The organism is Mycobacterium hackensackense (assembly GCF_025822555.1).
GTDB lineage: Bacteria > Actinomycetota > Actinomycetes > Mycobacteriales > Mycobacteriaceae > Mycobacterium > Mycobacterium fluoranthenivorans.
The window spans coordinates 414,807-432,049 of the sequence record NZ_JACKUC010000031.1 but is presented as its reverse complement, the minus strand read 5'-3'; the positions used below and the strand labels follow the sequence as shown (position 1 = coordinate 432,049).

The window sequence follows — 17,243 nt, the reverse complement described above, 5'->3', positions numbered from 1 at the left end:
ATCCATGACATCCCGACGCACCCGCCCGCCACAACCGTTGGCGCCCTACGGTATTCCCGGGCACCTGGTGGAGTTTGTGGAAGCGCTGCGCAGCGCCGGGATTTCGGTGGGTCCGTCGGAGACCGTGGATGCGGGCCGGGTGCTGGCCGAGTTGGGTCTGGGGGACCGGGGCGCGCTGCGCGAAGGCCTGGCGTGCGCGGTGCTGCGGCGCGCCGATCACCGCGAGACCTATGACGCGATGTTCGACCTGTGGTGGCCCGCCGCGCTGGGCGACCGCACCGTCATCGAGGATGAGGCGGACGAGGAGAGCGACGGTCAGCCTGACGGCCTGCCGCCCGAGGATATCGAGGCGATGCGCACGGCGTTGCTGGACATGTTGGGTCCGGACGCGGATCTGGAGAGCCTCGATGACCGGCTGGCGGCGATGATCGCCCGCATCGTCGAGGCCTACGGCCGGTACAACTCCAGCCGCGGCCCGTCCTACTCGTCGTATCAAGCGCTCAAGGCGATGGCCCTGGATGAGCTGGAGGGCCGCCTCCTGGCGGGCCTGTTGGCCCCGTACGGCGAAGAACCCACACCGACGCAGGAGGAGATCGCCAAAGCCGTTGCTGCGCAGCGCATCTCTCAGTTACGTAAGATGGTCGAATCCGAGACGAAGCGGCGCACCGCCGAACAGCTTGGTCGCGAACACGTCCAGATGTACGGCGTGCCGCAGCTGGCCGAGAACGTCGAATTCCTGCGCGCCTCGGGCGAACAGCTTCGCCAGATGCGCAAGACGGTGCAACCGCTGGCCCGCACGCTGGCCACCAGGCTGGCCGCGCGGCGGCGGCGCGCCCGCGCCGGTGAGATCGATATGCGCAAGACCCTGCGCAAGTCCATGTCCACCGGCGGGGTACCGATCGATGTGGTGCTCAAGAAACCGCACCCGGCGCGCCCCGAACTGGTGGTGCTCTGCGATGTGTCGGGTTCGGTGGCCGGGTTCAGTCATTTCACGCTGATGCTGGTGGCCGCGCTGCGCCAGCAGTTCTCCCGGGTCCGGGTCTTCGCTTTCATCGACACCACCGACGAGGTCACCGAGATGTTCGGGCCGGAAGCCGACCTGGCGGTGGCGGTGCAGCGCATCACCCGCGAGGCCGGGGTCTACACCCGCGACGGGCACTCCGACTACGGCCACGCGTTCGTGTCGTTCATGGACAATTTCCCCAACGTGCTGTCCCCGCGGTCCTCGCTGCTGATCCTCGGCGACGGGCGCAACAACTACCGCAACCCGCAGGCCGACCTGCTGAGCCGCATGGTGAACGCGAGCCGGCATGCGTACTGGCTCAACCCGGAGCCCAAGCACCTGTGGGGCAGCGGCGACTCCGCGGTGCCGCGCTACAAGGACGTCATCGCGATGCACGAGTGCCGCTCGGCCAAGCAGCTCGCCACCGTGATCGACGGGCTCCTCCCCGTCTGATTTCCGCCCATCTGATCAATCGGGCGGATTTGTGCCAGCAGAGCCCGGCCCAAACGTCGATCTCGGCGGCGGGAGAGCGCCCTGCGGCACGCCCAGTAAGCTGGCTCTTCGTGACCAGACGCAGGCTCGGGGTGATGGGCGGGACGTTCGATCCCATCCACCACGGGCACCTGGTCGCGGCGAGCGAGGTCGCCGACCAGTTCGAGCTCGACGAGGTGGTGTTCGTCCCCACCGGGCAGCCCTGGCAGAAACGCGATCGGCGCGTCACCGCGGCGGAGGACCGCTACCTCATGACGGTCATCGCCACCGCCGCGAACCCGCGGTTCTCGGTGAGCCGGGTGGACATCGACCGCGGCGGGGCCACGTACACCACCGATACCCTGCGTGATCTGGCCGGGTTGAACCCCGATAGCGATCTGTACTTCATCACCGGTGCCGATGCGCTGGCCTCCATCCTGTCCTGGCAGAACTGGGAGGAGCTGTTCTCCCTGGCCCGGTTCGTCGGGGTCAGTCGGCCCGGCTACGAACTCGACGGCGAGCACATCGCCGAGGCCATGAAGGAACTGCCCGAAGACGCCCTGACCCTGGTGGAGGTGCCTGCGCTGGCGATCTCGTCGAGTGATTGCCGGTTGCGCGCCCAACAGTCCCGCCCGATCTGGTACCTGGTGCCCGACGGAGTAGTGCAGTACGTGTCCAAACGAGGGCTCTACAGTGCCCCGAAACAGGAGGGCCGCCCGTGAGCGCCACCCAAGAAGCCGTGACCGCGGCCACCGTCGCGGCCCAGGCCGCCTCATCCAAGCTCGCCGAGAACGTCGTCGTCATCGACGTATCCGGTCAGCTGGTCATCACCGATCTCTTCGTGATCGCCTCCGCCTCCAACGAGCGCCAGGTCAACGCGATCGTGGACGAGGTCGAGGAGAAGATGCGCCAGGCCGGGTACAAGCCGGCCCGCCGGGAGGGCACCCGCGAGGGACGCTGGACCCTGCTGGACTACATCGACATCGTGGTGCACATCCAGCACGTCGAGGAGCGCGAGTTCTATGCGCTGGACCGGTTGTGGCGGGACTGCCCCCTGGTGCCGGTCGACCTCGAGGGTGTGGAGCGCAGCGAATGACCATTCGCCGGCTGGTCCTGCTGCGGCACGGGCAGACGGAGTGGAATGCCGGCAGCCGCATGCAGGGGCAGCTCGACACCGACCTGACCGAGCTGGGCCGGCAGCAGGCGGTCGCCGCGGCAGAGGTACTGGCCAAGCGGCAACCGTTCCTGATCGTGTCCTCGGATCTGCGCCGCGCGCTGGACACCGCGACCGCACTGGGCGACCGTTCCGGGCTGCCGGTGCACATCGACGAGCGGCTGCGCGAAACGCACCTCGGTGACTGGCAGGGGCTCACGCACCTTGAGGTCGACGCCGTCGCGCCCGGTGCCCGCGTGGCGTGGCGCGACGACGCCCGGTGGGCCCCGCACGGCGGGGAGAGCCGGGTGGACGTCGCCGAGCGCAGCGTGCCGGTGGTCACCGAACTGCTTGACTCCCAACCGGAGTGGGGTGCCGATGGTTCCGACCGCCCGGTCGTGCTGGTCGCCCACGGCGGGTTGATCGCCGCGCTGGCCGCAGCCCTGCTCGGACTGCCCGTCGACAACTGGCCGGTGCTGGGCGGAATGGGCAACGCCAGTTGGGTGCAGTTGTCCGGGCATATCGTCGAAGACGCGATCAAGTGGCGTCTGGACGTGTGGAACGCCTCGGCGCAGGTGGCCAACGATGTCCTCTGAGGGTCTTCGGGACAATTCCCCGGGTCGCTCCGCTGCTGCCCGCCGAAAGACGCTGCTGGTTTTCTGCGACTCCCTGTCCTACTACGGACCGACCGGTGGCCTGCCCGCCGACGATCCGCGCATCTGGCCCAATATCGTTGCCGAACAACTTGATTGGGATGTGGAGCTGATCGGCCGGATCGGCTGGACGTGTCGCGACGTGTGGTGGGCGGCGACCCAGGACCCGCGCTCATGGGCGGCGCTGCCACACGCGGGTGCCGTGATCTTCGCGACCTCCGGGATGGACTCACTGCCGTCACCGCTGCCGACCGCGCTGCGCGAGCTCATCCGCTATGTGCGCCCGGCCTGGCTACGGCGCTGGGCCCGCGACGGCTACGGCTGGTTGCAGCCACGGCTGTCGCCGGTGGCCCGTCCGGCGCTGCCGCCGCACTTGAGCGTGGAGTACCTCGAACAGACCAGGGCCGCCATCGATTTCAATCGGCCCGGCATTCCGGTCGTGGCGACCGTGCCGTCGGTGCACATCGCCGACACCTACGGCCGCTCGCACCGCTGGCGCGACGCCACCGCGGCCGCGATCACCGGATGGGGCGAGACAAAGGGGGTCCCGATCGTCGACCTCAAGGCCGCCGTGGGCGAGTACGTGCTCAGCGGCCAGGGCAACCCCGACGGGATCCATTGGAACTTCGAGGCTCATGCTGCGGTCGCCGACCTGATGCTCAAGGGGCTCGCCGACGCCGGTGCCTACCGACCCGGGGCGAGCGAAGCGACGGGGAAATCGTCGGATCCACGCACCGACTCATGACCGTCCAGGTGGTGACCGATTCGTCGGCACGGCTGAGCGCTGAGGACCGGGAGCGCTGGTCGATCCGTCAGGTGCCCTTGCATGTGCTGGTCGGCGGAACCGATCTGCTCGACGGTGTCGACCCGATGCCCAACGACATCCACGACCGCAGCCAGGTGAGTACCTCCGGCGCGTCGCCGGCGGATCTCTCCGATGCCTACCGCAAGGCGCTGGTGGACAGCGACGGCGATGGTGTCGTCGCCGTGCACATCTCGGCTGCGCTGTCGGGCACCTTCAGCACCGCCGCCGGGGTGGCACGTGAGTTCGGTTCCGCGGTGCGCGTGGTGAATTCGCGATCGGCGGCGATGGGCATCGGGTTCGTCGCGCTGGCCGCCGCGCGGGCCGCGGCCGCCGGAGCGGAGCTGGACGAGGTGGAAGCGGCGGCTCGGGCCGCGGTTCCACGCGGGCACGTGTTCATCGTCGTGCACCGGCTGGACAACCTGCGTCGTTCGGGCCGGATCGGTACCGCGGTGTCGTGGCTGGGCACCGCCCTGTCGCTGAAGCCGCTGCTGCGCCTGGACGTCGACGGTCGGCTGGTGCTGGCCCAGCGGATCCGCACCGTGTCGAAAGCGCATGCGGCGATGGTGGATTCGATCGCCGAGATCGTGGGGGAGCGCGGCGCGTCGGTCGCCGTACACCACGTGGACAATCACGATGACGCGGCCAAGCTCGGTGCGGCGCTGACCGCGCGGCTGCCGCAGATCGAGTCGCTGACCGTGACCGATATGGGTCCCGTGCTGGGTGTGCATGTCGGTGGCGGTGCGGTGGGGGCGTGCGTCAGCCTCACCGAGTGAGGGCTGTCCCGGCTACATGTGGGTGCCGCCGTCGACGCGCACCTCGGTGCCGGTGACCCAGCAGGCTTCGGGGGAACCGAGCATCGCGACCACGGCGGCGACCGCGTCCGGCCTGGCGAACATGGCGCCGTCGTCGGTGGGCAGCACGGAGCGGATCTTGCCGAGGAGCCCGAAGTCCATGTCGGCCGGCAGTCCCGGTCCGACGCTCTGTCGGGACTCGCCGACACCATCGGTCATCCCGGACGAGACCGAACCCGGCTGCACGCAGTTGAATCGGATGCGGGCCTTGCTGAACTCCAGCGCCAGCGCGTGTGTCATCGCCTGGACGCCGCCCTTGGAGGCGGCGTAGGCGGCCATGTACGGGTGGGCGAAGCTCGCGGAGGTGGAGCTGAAATTCACCACGGCCGCCGCATTTCCTTCTCGCAGAGCCGGAATCGCCTCACGGGTGACCAGGAACGTGCCGATCAGGTTGACCCGCAGCACCTGTTCGAAGTCGGCCAGCGACGTTTCGGTGAAGTGCGCTGACCGCAGGATGCCTGCCGCGTTGATCAGGCTGTCCAGTCCACCGAGTCGCTCGACGGCGGCAGCCACCCCGCTGCGGACGGACTCCTCATCGGCGACATCGATCCGCACGGTGTCCAGCCGGTCGAGGTGCCCGGCTGCCTTGGCCACGGTGTCCGCCAGGCCCGAGTCACTGATGTCGGCGGCGACCACGCGACCGCCCTCGTCGAGGATGCGCAGCACGGTGGCCTGACCGATTCCGGAGCCACCTCCGGTGATCAGGACGCGACGGTCGGTATAGCGAGGGGTACCCATGGGACGGATGATGCCCGCTACCGGGTGCCGGTGTCCGGCGTTCGCCGGATCATCCGGCGGCCATGTGTAGTGCGGCGAGATGGCTGAACAACATCGACGCGCCGATCGGGTTGCCCCCGCCGGGGTAGGTGGTGCCGCTGACGGCTGCCATGGTGTTGCCCGCAGCGTAGAGACCGGGGATCGGGCGCCCGCCGGTATCCAGCACCCTGGCCTGGGTATCGGTGACGAGCCCGCCCTTGGTGCCCAGGTCGGAGAGGCCGAAGGCGGCGGCGTGGTAGGGCGGCCGGTCGAGCGGGGCCATGGGCAGTGCACCGCCGGTGAAGGTGCGGTCATAGGTCTCGTCGCCACGGCCGAAGTCGGGATCCGCGCCGGCGGCGACGAGCTCGTTGAAGCGCGCCACCGTGGCGCTCAGCTCGGCGGCCGGCACACCGATGGCGTCGGCGAGCTGGTCCAGGGTGTCGGCGGTGTGCCACAGCCCGGCGTCGCGGTAGCGCGCGGTATCGACCAGCGACACGCTGGTCGACAGCACCGGCGGGGCGTCCCGGTCACGATCGTCGTACACCAACCAGAACGGCAAGGTCATTGCCCCACAGCGCATCCGGTCGATGATGACCCGGCCCTGCCGGTCGTAGGGGGCGCTCTCGTTGACGAACCGGCGGCCGGCGGAGTCGACGAGGATGCCGCGGGTGATACCGAGGGAGAACGTCGACCGGCCGTCGGGATGGGTCAGGCCGGGCGACCACCAGGCCTGGTCCATCAGGTCGGTGGCCGCGCCGATGCGGATGGCCGCCTTATGCGCGGACCCGGTGTTACCCGGTGCGCCCATCGTGTCGGCGGGTCGTCCGGGCACACCGTAGGCCGCGCGCATCGCGGCGTTCTGCTCGAATCCGCCTGCGGCCAGCAGGACGCCGCGACGGGCACCGATGCGTACCGGTGCCCCGTGGCGCTGCACGACCACTCCGGTCACCGCGCCGTTCTCGGTGACGATCTCGGTCAGTGGGGAGTCGAGGTGGGCCGACGCCTGCGGGAACCGGCGCAGTGCGGCGAGGAATCTGCCGATCAATGCTCTTCCGCCGGTGAGCAATTCGGGTGCGGGCGTGCCGAGGCGTTCGTGGTCGAGCGGACCGCGCACCGTCCCGGCGAACGGTCCCAGCGCGTCGTCGGGCAGTGCTCTGGCGACGATGTGCCGCATACCGTCCAGCCGGGCACCCGGGGCGCTGCCGAAGTAGTCGGGCCAGGGCAGCACCTTGAACGCGAAGGCCTCGTCCTCTTCGAGGTAGGCGATCAGTGGTGCACCGCCGCGCACGAAAGTGTCCTGCAGTGCCCGTAGGGTGCGGTCGCCGACGACGGCGTGAAAGTAGGTGAGGGCGTCCTCGATCGTGTCGTCGGCGCCTGCCCGGCGCAGGACGGGGTTGGCCGGGAACCACATGCCGCCGCCACCCGAATATGCCGTTGTGCCGCCGAACTTCTCGGTCGCCTCCACCAGCGCGACGGAGAGGCCCTCACGCGCTGCCGTGTAGGCGCCCGCGATCCCGCCGCCGGAGCCGACGACGACCACGTCGACGGTGTCGTCCCAGTGCGCTGACGTCACGCCGGGCGCCCTACTGCGCGAACCGGCCGGTGATCGGCGGCAGGTCTTTGAGCGTGACGATGCCCGGCGGGGCGGCGACCACGGCGGGCACCGCATTGGTCACCGGCATCGCGGTGTAGATCATGCCCAGCCCCATGAACCCGGGCTCGGTCCAGTCCCGTGGCGGCAGGCAGTGCAACACCGTGCGCATGTTGGGCAGCCCGAACACCTGGATGACGTGGCCGTGCTCGAGGGGTTTCGGCGGGGTCACATGGTTGCCCATGGTCCAGTTGAAGCCGACGCTGACGACATTGCGGTCACCGACCCAGCCACGGTGATAGCCGTACACGCTGCCGACGGTGTCTTTCGGGATCTGCATGAAGCCGAGGTCGGTGTCGTCGGTGGCCGCGGTGAAGGTGACGTCGAAGGTCATCCGGTCGAGCTGCGCGCCGATCGCGTCGGCCATCATCGCGGCCGATTCGGCGAACACCTCGCTCTCCACGCGCACGCTCTCGGCCAGGCCCGGGGTCTGCGGATCCTGGCCGAAGCCCATCGCCGATTGGGTGCCCGCCGATTCGTAGGTGGAGCAGTCCACCGATTCGGTGATCCGGATCTCGTCGACCCGCTCGCAGGAACCCGAGAGCACCATGCCGACCATATTGGTCATGCCCGGGTGCGCGCCGCTGCCGAAGATGGTGGATCGTCCTGTCGCGCAGGCCTTCCGAATGCGATCGAGATCGTGCGGAGATTGCTTGCCGCCGGTGATCCAGGCAGCGCTGGAGCACACGTTGATCCCGGCTTCCAGCAGTCGGACGAGTTCGTCGATATCGGGCCACAGCGGGTTGTAACAACACGCGTCGGGCTGCAGCGCGATCAGCGCGTCGATGTCATTGGTGGCCGTGACCCCGGTCGGCTCGGGCCAGCCGGCCAGTTCGGCGGCGTCGACGCCGATCTTGTCGGCGCCGTGGGCGTAGACCCCGACCAGTTCCATATCGGAGCGACCGATGATCGCGTGCAGGGAGCGTTTACCGATGTTGCCGGTGGTCCACTGGATGACTCGTAACGGGCTCATGAGTGCACACTATTGGCTAGTTGTTCACCGGTGTAACCCGGGTCACACGATGCGTCGGTGGTCTGATCCAAGAAGCGGTCGTGGTCGGGACTGTCACCGCGCGATAGCCGTCGCGCCGCGCAGGAACACTTCCACGACGGCGTCGGCGGCTTGTTCGGGCGTCAGCTTGGCGGTGACGGCCAGCACCAGAGCGCGGCCGATCAGTGCGTCGTACATCTCGAACAGTGCCGTATCGGGCAGGTCGCCGCGCAACTCTCCGTTGGCGATCCCGCGGGCGATGACTTTGCGCACGGGTTCGATCGCGCGGTCGTGGGCCACCGTGGGCCAGATCGCACTGGCATGGTTGGTCGACTTCTACGGTGGCACAGTGATTCCCATCGCCGGAGCATCCAAACCGCACCATGCCAAAGACTCCGCCGGTGCCCTCAACGTGCACTTGTCCGCCGAGGAAGCCGAGCGCTTGGCCGCCTTGTCTGACCGGATCGCCGGCCGCTGACCGGACGACATTCGGACACCACCCAAGATCGGAACGCGTTGGAGTTCAACGCTTATCGCGAAGCGGCAGCAAACCGGCTGCCCTCATCTCATGAAAGGTCACACCCCCATGCCCACCATTGCCATCGTCGGAGCCGGATCGGGCCTCGGGCTCGCCCTTGCGCGCACCTTCGGCTCCCGTGGATTCACGGTCGCACTGATCGCCCGCAACCGGGAGAAACTCGACGCACTGGTCGAACAACTCGCCTCCGAAGGGATCACTGCCGCGGCATTCACCGCCGACGTCCATGACCGACCCCGGCTGACCCAAGCGCTCACCGATGCCGCCCTTCACTTCGGCGGGATCGACGTCCTCGAATACTCACCGGGCGGCACTGCGGCCACCACGAAACTCGTGATGCCCTCCCAGTCGAGCCCCGACGACGTCCAGTCCCAGATCGAGTTCCAGCTTTACGGCGCCATCACCGCCACCGCGGCGGTGCTACCCGCACTTCGTGACGCCGGCACGGGCACACTGTTGTTCACCACCGGCGCGGGCTCGGTCGATCCCGTTCCCATGGTGGGCAATGTCAACGCCGCCGCGGCTGCGCTGCGCAACTGGGCGATCAACCTCCACAAGGAACTCGCCGGTACCGGCGTCTACGCAGCCCACGTCGGCATCGACGTGGTCATCGGTGGCTCGGAAAACAATGAGTCGGTCATACCCGGCTTCCCAGTCGCACCGGCTCAAGACATCGCCGCCGCCTACTGGGATCTCCACGTCAAACGCCAAGAGGCCGAGTTCATCTTCACCGCCCCGTGACCACATGACCAGGTGTGCCAACGCGCTCGGCTGCGTGTCGTGCCGCGCCACGACACGCAGTCTCGTCAGACGGTCAGCTTATTCTTGAGTGCTGCGATGGTGGCGGGATCCAAGCCCAGGCCTTCTGCCACATAGCGTTCCATCGTGCCGTACCGCGCGCGCACCTGGTCCAGCCCGGCCTGCAACGCTTCCGGGAAGACGCCGAGTATCACCCGGGTTCCGGCGCCGGCTTCGGCTCCGTACGCCTGGGTTGCGGCCTCGGCGCCGGCATCGATGGATTGCCGTGAGTACTCATTGGTCAGCAGGTAGTCGTTCATCACGTCATCGGGGGACACGCCGGCCAGGGTCTGGAGCACGGCGGCGGTCCAGCCGGTGCGGTCTTTTCCGGAGGTGCAGTGGAACACCTGCGGGTCGGGGTTGGTGGCGAGGGATCGCAACAGCTCACCGAACCGCTCACGCTCGCCGGCGTCGTCGACGAAGACCTTGTTCTGGTCGATGAGCAACTGGCGGGCGCTGTCCGGGGACAGGTCGGCCATCGTCGGGATCGGATTCTGGTCGCCGATGATGTTGAGGTGGACGTATGTCGTACCCGGCGGCACGATGTCCGGACTGTCGGCGATCTCGGCCGTGGTGCGAAGGTCGTAATCATGGGTCAGATGCAAGCCGTCCAGCACCTGCGCGTCGGTGACGTCCGGCCGCAGCGCACTGGACCGGTAGATCACACCTCTGCGCATGTGTGTTCCCGAAGCCGTCGGGTACCCGGCATCGGGACCTGCGACGTCCCGGAAGTTGTCGACGCTTGCGAGCCTCGGGGTGGGTGCCGGCATGTCCGAAGGCCGGGAGGGTTCTGCCACCGCCACAGCCACCGCGCCGAGAGTGGCGGTGGGTTGCGCGATCGATCCCCAAAGGGGTCCCGCGGTGGCGATCGCTGCGACCAAGATGTATCGAACCCGGACGGAGGTCGGCATGAATCTGGGCCCTCTACCCGATAGGCGTGGGTCTGCGCGGATTCCGCGGGAGCCGGATCTGCCTGCACGCTATCACCGCGACAGAGCTCGATGTTCACGAGAAGTCGCAAGTGCGAGTCTTTTTCGGTGAATCACGCGAAGTGTCGATATCGATAGCCATCGGTTATCGAAGCGAGACCCCCAGACACTGGCATCCCCAAGGTCGTGCCCTTACGTTGGTCTTTGTCAGTACATACGTGGGTACTACGTGAATATGTGAGTGGTGGAGGTGGTTTGTGCGCCGCCGAGAAGCAATTGAGGTCACCGGTTTGCTTCTGGCTTCCGCGTTTCTGGCTGCGGTGACGCCGCCGGTCGCCCGCGCCGATGACGGTCTCTTCGATCCGTCACTGCCGCAACGGGTCAGTGCCGGTGCCCCGGGCGATCCGCTGGCGTTGGCCAATGCCTCGCTGGGGGCCACCCGCATCGCTGCGCAGACCACGGCCGATCTGGGGCACAAGTTCCTCGCCGCACTCGGCCTGGCCAGCGACGGGCCGGTCGGTGGCCGCGTGCGGGGGCCGCAGGCGATCGAGTACACGATCAGGCGCGCGGGTTCGCAGATCGGTGTGCCGTACTCGTGGGGTGGGGGAAGCCTCACGGGTCCGAGCAAGGGAATCGACTCCGGTTCCGGCACTGTGGGTTTCGACTGTTCAGGCCTGACCCGGTTTGCCTACGCGGGTGTCGGTGTGCTGCTGCCGAGATGGTCGGGTGATCAGTACAACGCCGGGCGGCATGTGGCCAAGTCCGAGGCGCGGCGCGGCGACCTGCTGTTCTGGGGACCGGGCGGCAGTCAGCACACCGCGCTCTATCTGGGCAACGGGCAGATGATCGAGGCGCAGCAGACCGGAGTCCCGGTGAAGGTGTCGGCCGTGCGCCTGCCGGGGATGACGCCGTACGTCACGCGCGTGGTCGAGACTTAACTGCCATAGAGGCGCAGAACCCGCGCTGCCAGTGTGGCCACGTCACCGCTGAGCCGCACGATCGGCGGCCCGCCCGGCTGATGGATCACATTCGCCAGGATCGCCACGTAGGTGTCCGAGCCCGGATCGATCCACAATGTCACGCCGGTGAAGCCACCGTGGCCGAAGCTACCGATGGGGAACACCATGCCGCGCGGCTTGGACAGTTCCGTGTCGATATCCCAGCCGAACCCGCGCAGATCCTGTCCGGCGATCGCCGGGTAGCGCGGTGCGAGTAGGGGATCGGTGGTGTTGGGCGACTCCTCGATGGCCTTCCGGCTGGCCTCGCGCGCCGCGTCGAGTTGGGTGTCGGTGTGGCCGGGCTGCTGAGGAGTGGTCATCAGTTCCGCCGCCGGCCGGCTCAGCGGGAAATCGCTGGGTCGTCCGGCGAGGCGATCGATCAGGGCTTGGGCGTACCGGCCGACGTCGTGCGCTGTCGTGAACACACCTGCGCTGCCGGCCACCCCGCCCATCCGCCGCGCCGTCGGGTCATGCACCGTGCCGCGGAGCAGGTGGCCGAAGTCGGGATTGACCCCCGGCGTGTCGTCGTCGTGGGCGGTCGGCGCGACTCGCGCCAGAACATCGGTGCTCCACGTGCCCGGCGGGCAGGCGCTGGGTTTGGCCGCCTTCGGGTCGAAAGCGACTGCGGTACCGCGGATTTCGTGCGGACCGCAGGCCTTGGTGGCGGGCAGGTAACGGGTGTCCGCCAACTCAAGGGGGGCAAAGACATGGTCTTGCACATAGGTGTCCAACGGTGCGCGGGTGATCTTCTCGATGAGCGCGCCGAGGATCAGGAAATTGATATCGGAGTAGTGAAAACCTTCACCGGGGCCGAACTCCAACGGCGAGGTCAACGCGCGATGAAGGCCGTCGGCTTTGTCCGCGGCGGTCAGGCCCCAGGGGCCCTGCCGGCTCAGGTCGCCACCCGTACCCGAGGTGTGGGTGAGCAGCATGCGCAGTGTCACCTGGGCGCGTCGCGGATCGTGGGTCGGGTTGAACTCCGGTAGGTATTCCTCGACCGGTTCGTCGACCTTCACCAGACCCCGGTCGTAGAGCTGGAGAAACGCCACGGTCGTCGACAGCGGCTTGGTCAGTGATGCCAGGTCGAAGATCGTGTCCGTGGTCATCGGCTCGCCGGGTGAGGGCGATCCATCCAGTCCCGGCTCGCCGGGGAGCTTGCGCCAGCCGAAGGCCTGCTGGAAGACGACGGTGCCCGCGTGCCCGATCTGGACCACCGCGCCCGGCATTCGGTGCGCCGCGATGGCGTCGTTCACCACGCGGATGACGGGTGCGAATGGACCGTCGGGAACCACGCTGGGCGCCATATCGATGCTCTGCGGTGGTGGTGTCACCCGGGCGCACGCAGGCGCCGCGGCGACGACGAGCAACAGGGTGGCGCAGATCCGGCCGACGCACCTTCTCACCGGTTCGACGCTAGCGGATATCGGCGACCCACAGGCCGGCGCCTTGGGTGTGTCACTCGGCGCACGACGGGCGGAATGACGGCAGGAGCGCGAGGGCGACCCGCAGGTCCAGTGAGGCGGCGTCGATCCGTCGGCCGAGGATCTGTTCGGCTTGCTGGACGCGGTAGGTGATGGTGTTCGGATGAACGTGCAGGCGCGCCGCCGCCTTGGTGCGGCTTCGGTTTTCGTCGAGATAGAGCGTCAACGCCTCGGCCGCGCGCCGGGCCACGTCGTCGGTACCCGCGAGTGCGCCGAGGGCGCGGTGCACGAAGGTGGCGGCAAGTTCGGAGTCGACGCTGGCCAGAGCGGGGACCGCGAGGTTCCGGTAGAGCATCACTCCGGTGAGCTTCGCGTCGGCCGCGACGCGGCGGGCATGGCCGGCCTCCACAGCGGAGCGACGGAAGCCCTCGAGCCCCCGGCCGGGCTCGCCCACCCCGATCCGCAGCCCGGGCAGCCGGCAGTCGGCGAGCGCGACGGTGTCCTCTTCGGTGAACGCTCGTGCTCGGCTGATCCACGCGGCGCATGTCGTCACACCGGTCGGATGGGCCAGGTGCGTCGCGGCGTCGACGATGACGGCAAGCCGGGAGACGGCCTGCGACAACGCTTCCTGGGGGTCGTCATCGCCGACAGGATTCAGTACGGCCGCGGCCAGGCCGAGGTGGCTGTGCCCCAGCGCGTAGCGCAGCCGGCTGCTCGCCCGGTCCTGGTTTCGTTCCTCGCCGGAGATGATGGCCGTGATCGCCGCGCCTCGGGCGGCCAACGCACTGCGTAACCACCGTTCGCGTTCGGCCTCGACCGCCTCCTCGACTCTCGTGATCGCCGCATCGGCGTAGGCGAAGGTCCAGCTGGTGAACAGTTCGGTGGCGGTGCGCAGGGCGGCGGTGTCGTCGCACCGCAACGCGATCCGCTCGAAACACCACTGCCAGATGTACTCATGGCCTATTCGGTAGGCCCGGATCAATTGGGACGGCGGCACTTGTCGATGGACGCCGGCCTGTGCGAAAGCCACTGTGGCTGCGGGAAGTTCGAGCCGACGGGGATCCGCGCCTTCGCTCAGCCCGTCGGCCAGCGCCTCGATCGTCTGCTCGGTGCTGACGGCGTTCTCGGCCACGGTCGCAGCGTCGGGCATCACCGCAGGCAGGGCGGCTTGCATCCGCGTGACCATCGATCGGGTCAACTGCGGCGCTTCGGCCCGCAACTCACGAGCCACCGGACATACGACCTGCTGCCAGGACCGCCGATTGCCGGTGTCGCCCAGCTGGTCCCACTCCTGTCCCATGAATCCGGACACTAGCGCCAACCTCGCGGGTCGAGGGGCCGTTTCGGCGACCAGCTCTGTACTGACAGTACAAAGCCGGTGCAGATGCTGTCGTGGCTGTCCAAGAGCGGATCGATGGCCGGTACCTAGTGTTCAAGTATGCCCCCAACAGGTATGACACCTCGTCCGAAGGAGATTTGAATGTCAAGCGCAGACCGCCACATCGACCCCACCGAGTCCCAGGTGCGCACCCTCGTCACGGCGGCTCAGCACAATGACGCTCCGATTGTCATGGTGAACCTGCTGGCGTTCAACGACGAGGGTGGGCGTGACTCATATCTGCGCTACGCCGAGGCGGTGCAACCGCATTTGGATCGGGTTGGCGCGTCCATCGTCTACGTCGGCGATGCCACCCACACCGTCATCGGCGGCGAGGACGCACCCTGGTGGGACACCATCCTGCTGGTGCAGTATCCGTCCCGGGCGAAGTTCCTGGACATGGTGCTCGATCCGGGATACCAGAAGATCGCCACCTACCGCTCCGCGGCTCTGCACACCTCGGGTTTGATCGCGACCGAGCAGTGGATGAACACGAACTGACATGGTAGCCAAGATGATTCAACACCAGATCGTAGTCGGTGACGTCCGCGCACCGGTTCTGGTCGGCGGCCTCGCCGACGCGGGTACCGGGGAAGCGGTGGTGTTCGTCCACGGCAACCCGGGCTCCGGAGCGGACTGGCTGCCACTGCTGGAGGCCGTTCGCCCGTATGTGGCCGTCATCGCCCCGGACATGCCCGGTTTCGGCGGTGCGGAGAAGCGCCGCGATATGGACTACACCGTCGCGGGTTACGCCCGCCACCTGGGCGGAATCGTCGACGCGCTGGGGGTGCGGCGAGTTCACCTGGTCGCCCATGACTTCGGCGGACCCTGGTCGCTGACATGGGCCGCCGCCAACGTCGAGCGCGTCGCCAGCGTCAGCCTGCTCAACACCGGAGTTCTCCTCGACTATGACTGGCACCGACTGGCGCGCGTCTGGCGTACGCCGGTGATCGGCGAGGTGTTCCAGGCCGCCGCGGCACCCGCGGCGGTGCGAAAGCTACTGGCGCACGACAACCCGGGGCTGGACCGGCGATGGGTCGAGCATCTGGCCCGCCTGACCCGCCCGTGGGCAACCAAGCGCGCGATCCTTGACCTGTACCGCTCGACCACGCAGCAGATGATGGACCGCCTGGTCGCACCCCTGGCCGCGAAAGACATTCCCAGTCAGGTCATTTGGGGTACCGGCGACGTCTACATCCCGACCGCGCAGGCCCACCGCCAACTCGAACCGTTTCCCTCGGCCGATGTCCACCTCGTCGACGGTGCCGGCCATTGGGTCTGGCTCGAGCGGCCCGAGCGGGTCACCGAAATCCTCCTCCCGTTCCTACGACAACACCTCGACACACCACACCGTCTGGAAAGGACACCATCATGACCCTCACCATTGCGCCCGGCCCGGCCACGACCAGCACCGGCGCGCCACTCCCGCTGGTCGCGCTGCCGCAGGCCGAACTGCTCACGGTCAACAGCAACGACATCCCGCTGATCAAGAACGCGCTGGGTCCCGGCATCCACTTCAAACCGCTGCGCTTCGACCTCGAGGCCGGCCGCTGGGTCGTCCTGGCGATCTTCGAGCCGGGTTCCCGGGTGCCCCTGCACTATCACACCGGTATCGCCGAGGGATACACGCTGTCCGGCTCCTGGCACTACCTCGAGTACCCGGACCAACTCCAGACGGCGGGCTCGTACCTGTTCGAGCCGGGCGGCTCCGTGCACACCTTCGTCTGCCCGGAATCCAACACCGAGGACACGGTTCTGCTCACGTGGGTCGAGGGAGCCAATATCAACTTCAACGAGGACGGCAGCTTCCACTCGATCCTCGACGCGGTCAGCGGTACGCACCTCGTCGAGGTGCTGGGCGAGGCCCAACAACTGGGCCCGATCACCTACATCGGCGGCGGCGCCGCCGGCGTGACGTCTCGCAGCGGGACCTGAGCGATATGACCCTCAAGACCAAGGATCTGACCGGCCGGGTCGTCGTCGTCACCGGCGCCGGTAGTGGAATCGGTCGCGAACTGGCCGTCCATGCCGCCCGTCGCGGCGCGACATTGTCGTTGTGCGACCGCGACGAAGCCGGACTGGAGCAGACCCTCGACCTCGTTCGCAGCTCCGGCGCCAACGCCGAGGGCCAGGTCGTCGACGTCTCCGACGCCGAACAGATGGCGGTGTTCGGCAAGACCACCATCGAGCAGTTCGGGGCACCGGACCTGCTGATCAACAACGCCGGGATCGCCGTGATCGGCGGAATCCTGGACACCACCCTCGCCGACTGGGGACGCCTACTGGGGGTCAACGTGATGGGCGTGGTGCACGGGATCAACGCGTTCGTGCCGGCCATGGCCGAACGCGGTGGCGGACACGTGGTCAACGTCGCCTCGGCGGCGGGACTGCTGGCCAACCCACAGTTGGGCGGCTACAGCGCCACCAAGCACGCCGTCGTCGGGCTGTCCGAAGCGCTGCGCATCGAGCTTGCACCACACGGTGTCGGGGTCACGGCAGTCTGTCCCGGCATCATCGACACCGCGATCACCCGCAACAGCGCCTATCGCGGGGGAGATGCGGCCGCACGCAAGGCGAAGACGGCCAAGACCTACGCCAGGCGCGGCTACACCCCCGCACGCGCGGCCGCCAACATCCTGAAGGCGGTCGACCGCAACCGGGCGGTGGCACCGATCGCACCCGAGGCCCACGTCATGTACGTGCTCTCGCGCATCGCCCCGCCGCTGGCCCGACGGTTGTCCGCGCTCATGGCGAAAGTCGCCGAATGACAGCGTGATCGGCACCACCTGGTGACGTCCGGCAGGAAAGCTCGGCGCGCCGATTCCCGGCCGCGCTGGCATGATCGCC

The 17,243-nt window shown here is 68.1% G+C and carries 20 protein-coding genes; 13 read left to right on the top strand and 7 right to left on the bottom strand.

What is annotated here, in order from left to right; translation table 11 throughout:
* Positions 1–4 precede the first annotated feature (4 nt).
* The 6 genes from H7J86_RS22170 to H7J86_RS22145 all read left to right on the top strand — a co-directional run bounded on the left by H7J86_RS22170 (position 5) and on the right by H7J86_RS22145 (position 4,858).
* Positions 5–1,456 (top strand): vWA domain-containing protein, encoded by a 1,452-nt coding sequence (locus H7J86_RS22170; protein WP_090353395.1) that lies wholly within the window; start codon positions 5–7, stop codon positions 1,454–1,456.
* A gap of 110 nt (positions 1,457–1,566) precedes the next feature.
* On the top strand, positions 1,567–2,196 hold the full coding sequence (nadD, locus tag H7J86_RS22165) for a nicotinate-nucleotide adenylyltransferase (protein WP_167161834.1): 630 nt from the start codon (positions 1,567–1,569) through the stop codon (positions 2,194–2,196).
* The gene (gene rsfS, locus H7J86_RS22160; RefSeq protein WP_090353398.1) at positions 2,193–2,570 is read left to right on the top strand and encodes a ribosome silencing factor; all 378 of its coding nucleotides are present in this window, start codon (positions 2,193–2,195) and stop codon (positions 2,568–2,570) included. The genes nadD and rsfS overlap by 4 nt, the downstream gene beginning before the upstream one ends.
* Positions 2,567–3,223 (top strand): glucosyl-3-phosphoglycerate phosphatase, encoded by a 657-nt coding sequence (gene gpgP, locus H7J86_RS22155; protein WP_267293499.1) that lies wholly within the window; start codon positions 2,567–2,569, stop codon positions 3,221–3,223. The genes rsfS and gpgP overlap by 4 nt, the downstream gene beginning before the upstream one ends.
* On the top strand, positions 3,213–4,025 hold the full coding sequence (gene octT / locus H7J86_RS22150) for a diglucosylglycerate octanoyltransferase (RefSeq protein ID WP_090353401.1): 813 nt from the start codon (positions 3,213–3,215) through the stop codon (positions 4,023–4,025). Before gpgP ends, octT begins: the two co-directional genes overlap by 11 nt.
* On the top strand, positions 4,022–4,858 hold the full coding sequence (locus H7J86_RS22145; RefSeq protein ID WP_090353403.1) for a DegV family protein: 837 nt from the start codon (positions 4,022–4,024) through the stop codon (positions 4,856–4,858). Before octT ends, H7J86_RS22145 begins: the two co-directional genes overlap by 4 nt.
* A 12-nt stretch (positions 4,859–4,870) precedes the next feature.
* On the opposite strand, the gene H7J86_RS22140 is transcribed toward H7J86_RS22145, so the two are convergent.
* The 4 genes from H7J86_RS22140 to H7J86_RS22125 form a co-directional block, all read right to left on the bottom strand.
* A complete protein-coding gene (locus H7J86_RS22140) occupies positions 4,871–5,674 on the bottom strand; it encodes an SDR family NAD(P)-dependent oxidoreductase (RefSeq protein ID WP_267293497.1) in 804 nt (267 codons plus the stop codon).
* A gap of 49 nt (positions 5,675–5,723) precedes the next feature.
* Positions 5,724–7,265, bottom strand: a complete 1,542-nt coding sequence (locus H7J86_RS22135; protein WP_267293495.1) for an FAD-binding protein — start codon at positions 7,263–7,265, stop codon at positions 5,724–5,726.
* Positions 7,266–7,275: 10 nt separating this feature from the next.
* Positions 7,276–8,316 (bottom strand): NAD(P)H-dependent amine dehydrogenase family protein, encoded by a 1,041-nt coding sequence (locus H7J86_RS22130; protein ID WP_267293493.1) that lies wholly within the window; start codon positions 8,314–8,316, stop codon positions 7,276–7,278.
* Between the two features lie 93 nt (positions 8,317–8,409).
* A complete protein-coding gene (locus tag H7J86_RS22125) occupies positions 8,410–8,607 on the bottom strand; it encodes a hypothetical protein (protein WP_267293491.1) in 198 nt (65 codons plus the stop codon).
* On the opposite strand from H7J86_RS22125, the gene H7J86_RS22120 reads away from it, so the two are divergent.
* The gene (locus H7J86_RS22120; protein WP_267293489.1) at positions 8,594–8,812 is read left to right on the top strand and encodes an aldo/keto reductase; all 219 of its coding nucleotides are present in this window, start codon (positions 8,594–8,596) and stop codon (positions 8,810–8,812) included. The genes H7J86_RS22125 and H7J86_RS22120 overlap by 14 nt on opposite strands.
* Before the next feature lie 108 nt (positions 8,813–8,920).
* Positions 8,921–9,613 carry an SDR family NAD(P)-dependent oxidoreductase gene (locus H7J86_RS22115; RefSeq protein WP_090353412.1) on the top strand — a complete coding sequence of 231 codons (693 nt, stop codon included), beginning with the start codon at positions 8,921–8,923 and terminating at the stop codon, positions 9,611–9,613.
* 65 nt (positions 9,614–9,678) lie between these two features.
* Here the strand turns inward: H7J86_RS22115 and H7J86_RS22110 are convergent, their stop codons facing one another.
* Entirely contained in the window at positions 9,679–10,581 is a 903-nt protein-coding gene (locus H7J86_RS22110; protein WP_267293487.1) for a tyrosine-protein phosphatase, read from the bottom strand.
* A gap of 308 nt (positions 10,582–10,889) precedes the next feature.
* Between H7J86_RS22110 and H7J86_RS22105 the strand changes: the two genes are divergently transcribed.
* Positions 10,890–11,537, top strand: coding sequence for an NlpC/P60 family protein (locus H7J86_RS22105; RefSeq protein ID WP_235632645.1), 648 nt, complete (start codon positions 10,890–10,892; stop codon positions 11,535–11,537).
* On the opposite strand, the gene H7J86_RS22100 is transcribed toward H7J86_RS22105, so the two are convergent.
* Positions 11,534–12,901, bottom strand: a complete 1,368-nt coding sequence (locus tag H7J86_RS22100; RefSeq protein ID WP_267293912.1) for a serine hydrolase domain-containing protein — start codon at positions 12,899–12,901, stop codon at positions 11,534–11,536. The genes H7J86_RS22105 and H7J86_RS22100 overlap by 4 nt on opposite strands.
* 151 nt (positions 12,902–13,052) lie before the next feature.
* On the bottom strand, positions 13,053–14,318 hold the full coding sequence (locus H7J86_RS22095) for a PucR family transcriptional regulator (protein WP_267293485.1): 1,266 nt from the start codon (positions 14,316–14,318) through the stop codon (positions 13,053–13,055).
* Between the two features lie 180 nt (positions 14,319–14,498).
* Here H7J86_RS22095 and H7J86_RS22090 point away from each other — a divergent pair, with 180 nt between their 5' ends.
* Genes H7J86_RS22090 through H7J86_RS22075 form a run of 4 tightly spaced genes read left to right on the top strand, consistent with a single transcriptional unit; the run spans position 14,499 to position 17,164 of the window.
* The gene (locus H7J86_RS22090; RefSeq protein WP_267293483.1) at positions 14,499–14,897 is read left to right on the top strand and encodes a DUF1330 domain-containing protein; all 399 of its coding nucleotides are present in this window, start codon (positions 14,499–14,501) and stop codon (positions 14,895–14,897) included.
* A 13-nt stretch (positions 14,898–14,910) separates the two neighbouring features.
* Entirely contained in the window at positions 14,911–15,771 is an 861-nt protein-coding gene (locus H7J86_RS22085; RefSeq protein ID WP_267293481.1) for an alpha/beta fold hydrolase, read from the top strand.
* Complete coding sequence (locus H7J86_RS22080; RefSeq protein WP_090353421.1) at positions 15,768–16,331, top strand: 2,4'-dihydroxyacetophenone dioxygenase family protein; 564 nt, start codon at positions 15,768–15,770, stop codon at positions 16,329–16,331. The genes H7J86_RS22085 and H7J86_RS22080 overlap by 4 nt, the downstream gene beginning before the upstream one ends.
* 5 nt (positions 16,332–16,336) lie before the next feature.
* Positions 16,337–17,164 carry an SDR family NAD(P)-dependent oxidoreductase gene (locus H7J86_RS22075; protein WP_090353423.1) on the top strand — a complete coding sequence of 276 codons (828 nt, stop codon included), beginning with the start codon at positions 16,337–16,339 and terminating at the stop codon, positions 17,162–17,164.
* The last annotated feature ends 79 nt before the right edge of the window (positions 17,165–17,243 follow it).

Coding starts and splice junctions, on each gene's coding strand:
- H7J86_RS22170 (WP_090353395.1), top strand. CDS start 5: ATGACATCCCGACGCACCCGCCCGCCACAACCGTTGGCGCCCTACGGT.
- gpgP (WP_267293499.1), top strand. CDS start 2,567: ATGACCATTCGCCGGCTGGTCCTGCTGCGGCACGGGCAGACGGAGTGG.
- octT (WP_090353401.1), top strand. CDS start 3,213: ATGTCCTCTGAGGGTCTTCGGGACAATTCCCCGGGTCGCTCCGCTGCT.
- H7J86_RS22145 (WP_090353403.1), top strand. CDS start 4,022: ATGACCGTCCAGGTGGTGACCGATTCGTCGGCACGGCTGAGCGCTGAG.
- H7J86_RS22140 (WP_267293497.1), bottom strand. CDS start 5,674: ATGGGTACCCCTCGCTATACCGACCGTCGCGTCCTGATCACCGGAGGT.
- H7J86_RS22130 (WP_267293493.1), bottom strand. CDS start 8,316: ATGAGCCCGTTACGAGTCATCCAGTGGACCACCGGCAACATCGGTAAA.
- H7J86_RS22120 (WP_267293489.1), top strand. CDS start 8,594: ATGACTTTGCGCACGGGTTCGATCGCGCGGTCGTGGGCCACCGTGGGC.
- H7J86_RS22115 (WP_090353412.1), top strand. CDS start 8,921: ATGCCCACCATTGCCATCGTCGGAGCCGGATCGGGCCTCGGGCTCGCC.
- H7J86_RS22110 (WP_267293487.1), bottom strand. CDS start 10,581: ATGCCGACCTCCGTCCGGGTTCGATACATCTTGGTCGCAGCGATCGCC.
- H7J86_RS22100 (WP_267293912.1), bottom strand. CDS start 12,901: ATGGCGCCCAGCGTGGTTCCCGACGGTCCATTCGCACCCGTCATCCGC.
- H7J86_RS22095 (WP_267293485.1), bottom strand. CDS start 14,318: ATGGGACAGGAGTGGGACCAGCTGGGCGACACCGGCAATCGGCGGTCC.
- H7J86_RS22090 (WP_267293483.1), top strand. CDS start 14,499: ATGTCAAGCGCAGACCGCCACATCGACCCCACCGAGTCCCAGGTGCGC.
- H7J86_RS22085 (WP_267293481.1), top strand. CDS start 14,911: ATGATTCAACACCAGATCGTAGTCGGTGACGTCCGCGCACCGGTTCTG.
- H7J86_RS22080 (WP_090353421.1), top strand. CDS start 15,768: ATGACCCTCACCATTGCGCCCGGCCCGGCCACGACCAGCACCGGCGCG.
- H7J86_RS22075 (WP_090353423.1), top strand. CDS start 16,337: ATGACCCTCAAGACCAAGGATCTGACCGGCCGGGTCGTCGTCGTCACC.